Genomic DNA, 12,382 nt, shown 5'->3' with positions numbered 1-12,382 from the left:
AAAAAAAAAAAAAAAAAATGGTTACTAATAAAGTTACCCCTATACCCTGTGTCACTAGGTACAGAGTTACCAAATCAGCTGATTATCCAAAATCAGTTTCTGCTATCCGAGTAAACTTAATATCTCATACAAAGGTCTTCGACTGTCCTACCTGAAAATTCAGCTACTCATTCTCACGGATAAACTAAAAAAACATTCTCATTCTTTATCAGTCCTCATAATTAAGACTGCCCTATTATCACAGATGGAGCCATATCGACTCTATTCTGCGATCTGCAGACTGATCATGATGAATGATTTATGAATTTCTAAACTTTACAACTAAAAACTTGAGCGAAACCAATTCTGGTCTGCATACTATGCTGATCTAATCTCTTACATACTTACATGAAAGCATCATACATTCGCCTATTATTATCAGTAATACCCCTTACTACTTTTGCCCAATCTGTTCCATCGAAGATTTACACAGATTTTAACGGATACTGGGAAAGCAACACCAATAATCAACTTATTCCAAACAACAGTCATAATTTACTGGCTTTTAAACTTGGAAATACAGTATATTCCACAGGTGTGAACAACAGTTTGCTGACCTCAAAGGGAATAGTCTTTACAGCTGGAAACTTTGCTGCACTACCTATCACGTCAAACCCGGCACCGGGAAGCAGTACCTTTATCGGTATAGGTAGAGCTTTCGGAGGAGACGGAGACATAAGTCCGATCCCCGTATCTCAACCTCTTTCACAGTATTTAACCGACGGAATTAATGGTTTGGATATTGGAACAGCCATTTTTAATTTTCCTTCAAGTGCAGAAATCAATTACCAGATCCAGGACATTAATGTTTCATCTATCGGTGACGGGATTCCTGATCTTCTCATCACGCAGATGGGTCAGATAAGCAACGTTCAAGACCGCTATTCATTCAGAAACAGCGCCGGAGTAGTTATTGGAAATGAATATAGTGTGGATTTGTCTACAGTCACAAGTCTTGGATTATTCAGGTGGAAATTTTACAATGCAAGTGCATCACCGATTACCTACAATACTACCGTTGGCCCAAATGACAGCAATAATACCAGAGACGTACGAATATTGGCTCTTGACTGGTCCGATCTGGGAATTACAGCTTCCAATGCAGGTCAGGTTTCAAGATTCACTCAAATATTCTCAGGTCAGAGTGACCTTTCTTTTACTGCCTACAACAAAAATTCGATCAGTCTCCGTATGCCGGTCAGCGGAACTGTTTTTAAAGATAATAACGGAGGAGCACCAAATGGCCTTCCTTTCTCCAATGTTACGCTCAGCTTAAAAAACAGCAGCGGAAATACCGTAGCCACAACAGTGAGCGACTCTAATGGTTTCTACTCTTTTCAAAATGTACTTGGAGGAAATTACACCGTTACAGTGAGCACTCCGTCTGGATATGAGATTGTAGGGAACAGCGAGGGAACCTTATCCAACAGCTTAAGTGTACAGATCTCAGATTCACCGGTTCAGAATAAAAATTTCGGACTCTACAGACTGCCTTGCGTAAAACCTGGTCTGAGTGGTGTCCCTGCAGGATACGCAAAAATGGGAATCTTAACAAAGAGAGCGATATCTGTTGACAAATGGCCCACCAATGTTCCGAACGGACACTTGGTTTTAGATTCAGATTCCAAAGGTCTGGTCATTACTCACATGACTACTGCCCAAAGAAACGCGCTTTCTGCAGTTGAAGGAATGATGATTTACAATACAGATTTGAAGTGCGTGCAGATCTTCAGAGGAAGCAATCCCGGAGTTGATAAATCACGTGTCGGCTGGAACTGTATCGTTAGGGGATGTAATGAAGAATAAATTGAAAATAAAAAAATTATGAAAAAGATATTATACGTAACACAGTTAATTGTGATCACACTTGCGTCACACAGTGTAAACGCACAAATAGGGATAGGAACAACAGCAATTACCAACAGCAGTATACTGCTTGAATTCGGGAACGAACCAAAAGGAATAATACTGCCACAGGTAAGCACTTCTGCCTTGGCTGCAGGAGGTACATTCATATTCGATGCTGCTGATAAATCTGTAAAAGTGAAGGAAGAAAAAAATAATACCGTTGAAAACTGGACCAATTTGACCCAAAACAGTGTTCAGGGAAAACTACATAGTTTTTCAAATGCAGGCGGTGACTTTTCCGGTAATAATGGTGTAATAATTGGTAAAGATTCGAGTTTGAAGCCTGGTGTACTGGTTCTTGAATCAACGACCAAGGCATTGGTACTTCCCAAAGTCAGTAACCCTCAAACTTCTTTAAAGGGTTCTATTGCAGGGACTATGGTTTATGATACAGATTCCGGAATGCTTGCTGTCTACGACGGAAGTACCTGGAGCTATTGGAAATAGCATGAATGATTAAGGTAGGCTTAAGTAATCGCGTGCACATTTCAGATCAAAAAAATTAGTTGGCTGATCGAATTAGTAGTTTGAATAAAGTTTTATAATATATATAAGCTTTAGTTTTTAGTTGGTAGCTGCGTCTTTTAGACGCAGCTTTTTTAGTATAGAACCTGCAACTGTAATTAAGAATGAGTTTTGAAATATGGTTAATCGTGGTATTTTTGCTTGAAAATTTAAGGATACATATTAAGATCTCTTTTGACCTCGATGACAAGTGCTTCGACTTTCGCCTTACATCAAGTTATTATGTTGTTTCAGAAAAGCATATAATTTGTCTATCACTATTTCTGCATTTGTTCTGTCGTTTGCATTTGATTATCATTCAATAACAGAAAATAAATTATAAAAAATACTTTTCATAATGTTGTTGCTGTTATTTTGTTTTCTTATTAAAAAAAAGAAAAATGTTGTGCAATTGCAGAATGAAAAAAAATTCAATAGATTTTTTTTAAACGATCTTATTTACCTCGATAAGTTAAAATAAAAAGCTCTATCATAATTAGAGTCTATACAATTAACAATATGGAAGCTCCGCTGAAGTGGTCAATATGTATACAGTACATTTCAGATTCAACGCTTTCTGATGGGGTATACTCGCTCATATAGTCGTCTTGTAGGAAAATGTTCCATACATCTCATAAATTAGAATTGTTCTGTAAGGCCTGAATGTGCAACTTAGACAACTTACTATAACATTTTTATTGCCGGACTGCTGGAATATATACATCTGCTGTTCTATAAGTACTGCGCACATATTATTAACCTGGGTTGATGAAGAAGGTGCGTGTACATACCCTTGCGATCTACAGTAGAACGCCCTTCAGCTGGCGTTAAATCGATATTCTTAACAATATACTTAACATCTTGATCTAATAACTGAGCCAGCTCAGCATATTCGGCATAAACATCAATTTTAAATCTATGGGTCGGAATTTGTGATATACGAGTTGCAATCATCTGATAGCCAAAATAGTACCTATCCAGAATTGGGGTATTGTTCTCAACCAATTTATGCTTATTTTTGAAGAAAGGCTCAGATTATAAAATCCAAGCCCTAACTTTTTAACTTACACATTTTGTGGGATAGTGTCAACTTCGAGGAAAAGGTTTCCATTGTTAATGCACTTTCATAAGCTACCATAGCTGCGTTTTCACCAAAAGCCACATTTTCCATTATAGGTTCTGCATTGTCACCTCCAAAAGAATTTATAATATCAATCCAAAAGCATTCTGAGATTAAATGCACTTTAACCCTTACATACAAAAAAAATGGGACAGTTGGGAATTGACAATTACGTGAGACGGTGAACTTTACAAAGATGTATGAACTGTTAAGAAATCTTACTTTAATCATTTTCATTATAATATATAGCCAAACTTATCAGGCTTACAAGACAGTAAAAAGATTACACTGTGATCATCATCACTACTTTCAATAAAAAACCACAAAGAGAACTTCTTTGCGGTTTTTTGCCTTATTATGTCTTTCCAGATTACTTTTTAATAATCTTCTCCGTCACAACAGCCGTCTCCGTTTTCACTTTCACATAATAAACACCAGCTGTCAATGCACTCATATTAATTTGTGCATTTGTATTCCCTAAGCTTCCTCTTAAAACACTATGCCCCACAGAAGAATACACTTCATAGCTTTCAAGTATATTTTTACTTTTAATCGTAAGGAAATCCTGAACGGGATTTGGATAAAACTGTAAACCTGCATCAACAGAATTTTCTTCTACAGATAAATTGCTACATGCAGATTTTGCATATTTCGTAAAGAAATTCTGAGATTTTCCTGCTGTAACATTAATAGCCATGGTTGGTATATTGTCATTGGCATCCGTAAATAATTGCTGATGGAAAAAGCCACCTAAAACATAGTTCCCGTCATTATCTACTGTTATTGCAGTAAACTCATCTACAGTTCCGGCATTGCTCCAGACCTCCCCCATGCCAAGGACAGCACCCGAGTCTTTGTTCAAACGTACCAGAATGGGATCTGCACCATATCCACTAGGTCGAACAAAGGAAAAATTCCCCCAAACTGATCCGGCACTGCCATGGGCAAAACCAATCTCATTGCCATTTTGAACAACTCTGCCTTTCATAAAACGATATGCAGTACCGTTCACCTGAGCAGGGATACTGTCCGGAAGTTTAGACCATTGAACAACCCCCGATGAATTAAGCTTCATAACAAAATGTCTTTGAATATTATAGCTGACAGTTGGAAAAGTGTAACTTCCAAATGTTACAGGTGTTGACGTATCAGAATAATATCTGCCTGAAATGTAAATATCAGAGGAACTGGAATCTTTAATTATAGAATGGATTTCATCATCAAGAATTGTTGTAATTCCACTGTTCAGTTCTTTTCGCCATGCTTCAGTAACCGTACTTCCGTTGACATTAAAAGCAATAAGATATGCTTCTTTTGTAATCGGAATGTTGTTAAACGAAAAATCAATCAAAGTACCAAAATCCCCTCTCGTTCCTGCTAAATAATAACGATTCAAAGCTTCATCATATACCATATTTACTTTACCGTGTTCAAGTCCTGGATAAAGACTTCCTGTAATTGGCAAAAGAACAGGAGTTGCAGGTGTCATATTCCCGGTTGTACTATCATAATTAAATTTTACTAAGTAATATTGATAAGTACTGGTGAAACTTGAAGGAACAGTGATAAGACCATCCAAATGCGTTCCTGCTTTAAATCCCAAAATGGCATGAATATTTTTTGATGAATCCATACACATCATTTGAGAATCACTTTGACGTAGTAGAAAATTTACATTGCCTTGTAAGGGCTTATTCCAAACTAAACCACCGGTAGATGAATTGTATTTTAACAGATAAGATGTTTTAAATCCTACATCTTGAGTTGTCGCATCCATTGCAGCAATCGCTGGTAGTGATTGACTATTATCTAAATGTGTTGGAACTGTACCTGAATTATAAGAATATCCTTCATTCCAAAGACTTGCTAAAAGATATATTCCACCACTATTATCAACCTCAATATTCCATGCAGAATCAAGATTACCAGTCCCTCCAATTACCGTACTCCATCTTAAAACCCCTTGACAATCTGTAGAGTATATAATTAAATCACTATTTCCATAATTTGGTACTGATGTCCCATCAACGTTTTGACCCTGATTCCAAATTTTTGCTAAATAATAGGTGTTATTATCATTATCGACAGCAATATCCCTTATAGATTCATCTACAGTATAAGTAAAACCGGAATTTCCAGAACCGGTTTGTCCCCCCGCCTGCTTAGCCCATTGCCATTGATAGGTTTGGCTAAAAATTAAGCCTGGTAAGACAACTAAAAATGTCCACCATTTCTTTAAAGATTTCTGCATATTTAGATATTTTGTATTTGTTACTCAAACTTAATAAATAATTATGAAAATGCAGTGTTTATTTATAAAACACTGCATTTATTATTCACTTTTTTATCAATTATTTTTTTAATAATTTTCCTTGTAATGCTTTGCCATCAGTATGGATGATCACGATATATACACCCTGAAGCCAATCATCAACCTGAATTTCCAATTCACCGGATGAAGATTTTAATTCTTTGGTATATTTCACCGATCCCCTTACATCAAAAATCTGAATCTGTTTTGCCTTTTCCTTATCATTACCCGTATTAAAGGAAACTGTAACTTTCTCTTTGGCAGGATTTGGAAAAATTTTCATCAAAGGTTCAGAAATTGAGGAAGAAACATATTTCTGATTTGTTGCCTTACCAATGTAATCAGGTATTTCAACTTTGGTTATGAATTTACATCCATTTCCAGCATCAAAAAATATTTCATCTGCACCACCAGGGAATGTCGGATTAGGATAAAATGCTATTGGGTTGGTAAACATATCATAGGTTCCACCAGGAGGAATAGTTATAACTGAAGGTATGTAACTTCCCCATCCATTTAAACTCGAAATAGTTATTGTCATGGCTTGACCTGAGTAATTATTAATCACACCTGACAATATAAAGTGATCTCCGTTCCATTTAACTGATTCGACATGAGCATCAAACTTACATTCAGGCTCAATGCCACATTCCACTCCAGGATAGAAGTTCATTGTCCCTGAAGTTACCTGACATCCCAATTGGTCAATCTGCAACTGATACGTCCCGGAATTGCTCATAAACAACGGATATATAAAGTCATTGACACCACTTTGAATATTATTTCCAAACAGCTGCCACTCGTGACTGTCAAAAATTCCCTTTGGACCAATAACATATCGGTCACCTCTACATTCATCGTAACATCCTGTTGGAAATACCCACATCAGACTTTCAATACTCAAAGGTACCTGAATCTGACTGGAAACTTTACATCCGCTTGGAGCTGTATAGGTTACCTGATAAGCACCTCCTTCAAATACTTCAATAGACTGACCTGTCATGCCGTTGCTCCAATTATATTGTCCAGTGGATGGACCAGAAGCGGTCAACAAAACTTTATAAGGCTGACAGCTTTGTAATGAGAAACTTATTACTGGTGTAGCAGGGGGATTACTTACATTTACTGTAAAACTCTTCGATCCTACACAACCGTTCGTTGTTCCGGCAGGACGAACTTCTAAATAATAAGTATATGTTCCCGCAGCTAAAGAAACGGTATTGTATATAATTGGTGCCGGAACTGGCATTAATGTCCATGGTCCGCTCGGCGGAGCATTAACACCCCAACGATACTCCACATTGTTATCCGTTACAATTCCTGTTAATGTGGTGGATTGATTAGCACAAATATTTGCTTTGGCAGATATATTAACATACGGCGCGTTAAGCAATGTTATAGTTGCTGGATTACTACTCATCAAATTTGATTGACATCCCTGAGAAGAGACTAAAATAGGCCAGTAACTACCAGATTCAGTAGGTGTAAAAGATGATGAATTAGACGCATTAGGAACCTGCTGTGATCCATTCATCCAAATATATGAGACTGGAGTAAGGGGTGTAGTGGAGTAAAAATTAATTGTTGGTCCGTTACCTACGCAACCTGTTTGATTAAATGGAAAATAATTTCCGGACATTATATTGGAATGTATCAGGACAGGTTCTACAGATGACCAAAACTCACAGCCATTTGGTGTTTTAATTTTCAGCTGTACATCTTTTGGTCCACTGGTATTAAATGTAACTTTAGCAATTGCATCTGAAGTTACGAAAGAAGTTAGATTATAATACCACGTGTAAACATTATTAGGAGAATAATTCCCAGGCACCTGCAAGGTAATTACCTCTCCCTGGCAAGCTTGACCTGGAACTGAAATATTTGTAGATGGTAAAGGCTCTAATGTTATGGTCTGGGTTGTTGAACAAAGCGGGAAACCACCTCCCTGCATCGTCATCGTGAAAGTATATGTTCCTGAAGCCAAATTATAGGTAGCAGCTTGCCCATTTTGACTTGGTTGCCCACCTCCACTGAATTGATAATTAATTGGTGATGTGATATCAAATATGGTTGAGGTATTATGTAGTGTAACTGTATAACCACTTCCATTACAAGTAGTGCTTACGTTAAATTTAGGTTCATATTTTTTACGAACTTCATATCCTGTGCTGTACCAGCAGTTGCCATATCGTAATTTAAGAAAGACGATATGTGCTCCAGCCAAAGTTGTATTATATACCGGAGAAAGTGTACCCTGGCCGGAAACCAAAGTCAAAACACTGTCACTACCCCACTGGATTTCATCAGGAGTACCGATGTAACTCACATTGCTTACATTGATTGTATTGCAACTCGTCCAAGATGGGGTAAAATTAATCTGCGGATCAGCTGTACATCCATTTGTGGAGCAATCCTGTGTAACTTTTATTTCAGGTGAACGAACTATACATCCATTTTGATCTGTTGCCTGAACATAGTATGTCCCAAAAATGTTAGAACCCGAAAGCATATAAGTAGTGCCAGTGCCTACCGAGCTTCCATTGTGAAACCATTCCCATCCAGTAGTATTCGTCAAACCAGTTGAACTATTTGCCGTAAGCGTGTACGGTGTAATTGTTGATGGATCGCAAACTACAATATTATAAACTGGGGAAACTGTTATAAATGTTTGAGGAAAGACTGTGAATGTTGCGCTTGCAGTAGGTGTATAACTGCAAACTCCTGAGCCGCTATATGTAACAGTTACTGTTTGTGATACATTAGCTCCGGAATTATTTTGAATGTATCCGTTATTTGCAAAAACATAATGTCCTGATCCGTTTGTCTGGGTTGGATAAACAGTTGTGTTCGCAAATGTAAATGTCACATTCGTTCCAGCAGGAATACTTCCTTCATTAATATCGAAGGTCAAATCAGAACCCAAGCAAATCGCCCCAGTGCTTATAAAATTCACTGGAGGTAAAGTATATAACGAAACAGGGATATCAATTATTTTCTGTACTCCGCATTTAACAATTTTTAGATGTAAAACCGTATTGGGCGTGGTAGAGATTTCATTGAAATTGATGATCACACTTGCAGTACCTTGACCATTGGCAAAACTTCCAAAGTTTTCGTTGTCAAAATACCATTCCATTGTATCTGGAACAATACCGTTTAAATTAGCTGTAAAAGTCTGTGAACTACTTGGACAATAGGTTCCCCCATTTGGACTAACTGATACTGTGTTTAAATCTATTGGTGATACTGTTTTTGTAATTGGGTTTGACAGACAACCCGCCGCACTCAACGATTTATTACGTACAGATATAGTATAATTCGGTGCCCCGGCGTTAAATACTATGGTAACTGAGTTACCGGTATTGCTGCCCTGGATCACTCCACCAATAACATCCCACACAGGTACTGTTCCGCTGTTAACAGGGTTAAGATTGTATACATATGGTTTTCCTGCGCAAACTAAATTATCTCCGGTGATTGTTCCGGTTGGAGCTGCGGGAGGCGCAAGAACTTTTACAAATCGTGCATTGCTTTCACAACCTCCACCTTGTTTTGAAGCTGTTACAGAATAATATCCTGCTGTTGTAAACTGGTAAGTAAATGGCTGAGTTGTCAAAGGAGATGTGTACACCGTACTAGTTCCGGATGTAACTGTCCAAGAAACCGGGACATTAGGACTTGCTGTAAACGTTTGGCTTGCTCCAACACAGACTTCATCGCTACCCCCACTTACCGCAACTGGTTCTTCAACAATAATAGTCATCGACGCATACCCCTCACAAAGTAAAAGTGTATTTCTGTAGGAGCACCATAATGTGTAAGTTCCAGGTTGTGACCCCTGAAAAATCACTTCATTCCTTTGTTGGTTATAGATTAATTGTCCGCCGGGACCAGACATATTCCATTGGAAATTGGTCGTCGGCCATTGTGGTAATGAGTAAATATACTGCTTGTCTTTACACACTACCGGAGGTCCCTGGATTTGACCATTTGATAAAATCACAGGGATTTTAATGGTTGTCCACTCCTCGCATCCGCATTTAGATTTATACATTACATATCCAAAACCATCCGCAGGGTCTACTTGATCCCAGATAACTTCGATTTCGTTTCCATTGTTTGCAACAATATTTCCACCAATCACCTTCCATTCTCCGTCTTTACAACCATCCTGGACGCTGTATTTCTCACGACTTCCTTCACAGACAACTGAAGCGCAGTTAATTTGAACAGGTGTAGATTGCAGAACTTCGATATCCATCGTGTAAGTATCCGAGCATCCACATTTATTGGTCACAGTAAGACTAACCTGATATGCTCCAGGCTGGTCAAATGTATGTGTTGGCTCGAAAGCAGTAGAAGTAGCCGTAGGAGAATTATCTCCAAAATTCCAGAAGTAGCTTATAATTTCTGCTCCCCCGTTGTCCTGAGAAAGATTATCAAAGTGGATAACAGTTCCCTTACAAACCCTGACATCAAGATTCATCATCGAAAATCCGGCTGTTGGTTTATTAATCTTTTCAATACATACTGTTTGCGTTTCCGTCGTTCCGTTACTGTAAGTTATTAAAGCTTCTACAGAACCGCTTCCTGTGATACCATTCCATGTTATAACAGCTACAGTATTACCCGTGCCTGAAATATTTCCTACTGATCCACCGGAAGCACTCCACTGGACATTAGAAATATTCTGTCCATTAGCAGTGTAGGTTACCTGACTTCCTGCACATACTTTAATGCAGGGTGAAGGCGCAATTTGCTCGTAAGTAACGCCGTTATCGAACTCGTCTTCTTTTCCTCCCCTGTAATCGGTACAGCCAACCTGGAAATTTGAGGTGATGTGAGTTCCAATTTGGGCTTGCATTACCCAAGGGCAAACAAGCCAGATGAGCAGAAGGCATCTGAAGAGATGCATTCTACCAAAATAGATTTGGTTTTTCATATAAATAATTATTATGGTGAATTAATTTCAGAGATGAGAATAAAAGGGTGTCAGATCATTTTATCTATCTCTAAAGAGTTATTAAAAGAATTATTAGTGAAATATTTTGTGTAAAATCCAATTTGTGAGAAATGGCAATCCTTGCAAGGATAAGTATAATTGGGAAAAACGGTAGTGATTTGGGACATGGCGTTAATTTTTCATAAAAATATTTCCTTTTTATTAGATTATTATTACACTTTAGTGTAGTTTTACAGCACCAACCAAAAACTTTAGCATGAAAGAAACTTACAGCCATTCCAGTGGATGTGATGAGCCAATTACCTCCGTTAACAATCATTCCTTCTGCAATTCAACATTTAATAAAACTATTGAAGCACTAACTAGAGCAACCTATGGTAAAATCTTCGTTGTTGATTTTGAGGAAAACAACGTGAGTTATTGTCCTCAAAGCCTCTTATACATCAATGAGTTTAAATGTGAAAACGATAAGGAACATGGAATTTGTCTGAATAAAAACATAACTATCCAGGCAGACCACAGAATATTAAGCATCATCAGTAAAGTAGTGCTTCCGTATTATCAACAGTTACCTGCTGATGAAAGAATCAACTACATTACCAACTACGATGTTCATGTCATGAATGAGGAAAAAAAAGAAATACTTCTCAATCACAAAATAATTCCAATAGAACTCACGCAGAATGGTCACATTCGTACTGCTATCGTACATTTATCATTATCACTACAAAAATGTTCCGGTAACATTCAAATTTCGTCACATCTATCAGATATTGTTTGGAAATATGATCTTCATCAGGGAAAACTTTCAAAGACTATTAAGAAAAAACTGACAACAAAAGAGATTGACGTTCTTAGATTCTATCTTCAGGGACTTACAATTCCAGAAATTGCAGATAAAGTACACTTGTCAATTGATACCGTCAAATGGCACAGAAGGAAACTACTCGAAAAACTGGATGTAAAAAACATTTCTGAAGCTCTGGCTTACGCTGTTACCAATAATATGATATAGCGACGAGATATGAGATTAACTAAGTTATAAATGGTTAAAATTGCAGTCCGAAGACTTATTTTAAGGAAATTTTAGAATTTCTGATAACAACTTTTAGAATATTTAAGCTTCAATTTTTAATGATACTTTCAAGATTCCCGGTATGCTGACAAGTATGATCGGAAGGAGGTAAACTTCACAGAGAGAAACATCAGAAACCCTACAACGAATCATATAATGTGGGTATCCTTATGGGGTTTGGATATATAGGCTATATCGGACATACAGGCGGTTCGTTGATGTAAAAATTAACATAACAATTTATCTGAAATTATCAATACTCTAAAAAGCTGAATAAAAACACAGTGAAAGAAGAGATTTTTTCGCAGGGATAATAATAAAAATAATATTATCAGGATGAGACAGCCAATGATTTGCTAGTAACTATTCTTCGCGGGCGAGAACAAATCCACGATTCTGGGAGCGATTTCTTAGGCAACGAGCTCAGGGTCATAATTTGGAAATGAGAAGTCCATACGATCT

General features: G+C 37.4%; 5 protein-coding genes. 3 read left to right on the top strand and 2 right to left on the bottom strand.

All coding sequences use genetic code 11. From position 1 onward, the window contains the following. Positions 1-387: 387 nt before the first annotated feature. Together ASG21_RS06865 and ASG21_RS06860 are read left to right on the top strand one after the other, a co-directional pair. Positions 388-1,845, top strand: coding sequence for an SdrD B-like domain-containing protein (locus ASG21_RS06865; protein WP_056077414.1), 1,458 nt, complete (start codon positions 388-390; stop codon positions 1,843-1,845). Positions 1,846-1,863: 18 nt separating this feature from the next. Further along, entirely contained in the window at positions 1,864-2,394 is a 531-nt protein-coding gene (locus ASG21_RS06860; RefSeq protein WP_056077411.1) for a hypothetical protein, read from the top strand. 1,547 nt (positions 2,395-3,941) lie between these two features. Here the strand turns inward: ASG21_RS06860 and ASG21_RS06845 are convergent. Next, a complete protein-coding gene (locus ASG21_RS06845; protein ID WP_056077401.1) occupies positions 3,942-5,822 on the bottom strand; it encodes a T9SS type A sorting domain-containing protein in 1,881 nt (626 codons plus the stop codon). A 100-nt stretch (positions 5,823-5,922) separates the two neighbouring features. Continuing rightward, the gene (locus ASG21_RS06840) at positions 5,923-10,824 is read right to left on the bottom strand and encodes a PKD domain-containing protein (protein ID WP_082482377.1); all 4,902 of its coding nucleotides are present in this window, start codon (positions 10,822-10,824) and stop codon (positions 5,923-5,925) included. Positions 10,825-11,101: 277 nt separating this feature from the next. Between ASG21_RS06840 and ASG21_RS06830 the strand changes: the two genes are divergently transcribed. Next, a complete protein-coding gene (locus ASG21_RS06830) occupies positions 11,102-11,860 on the top strand; it encodes a helix-turn-helix transcriptional regulator (protein ID WP_056077390.1) in 759 nt (252 codons plus the stop codon). Positions 11,861-12,382 lie beyond the last annotated feature (522 nt).

The organism is Chryseobacterium sp. Leaf394, from assembly GCF_001424105.1.
Taxonomy (GTDB): domain Bacteria; phylum Bacteroidota; class Bacteroidia; order Flavobacteriales; family Weeksellaceae; genus Chryseobacterium.
This window is presented reverse-complemented; position numbering and strand designations above follow the sequence as displayed.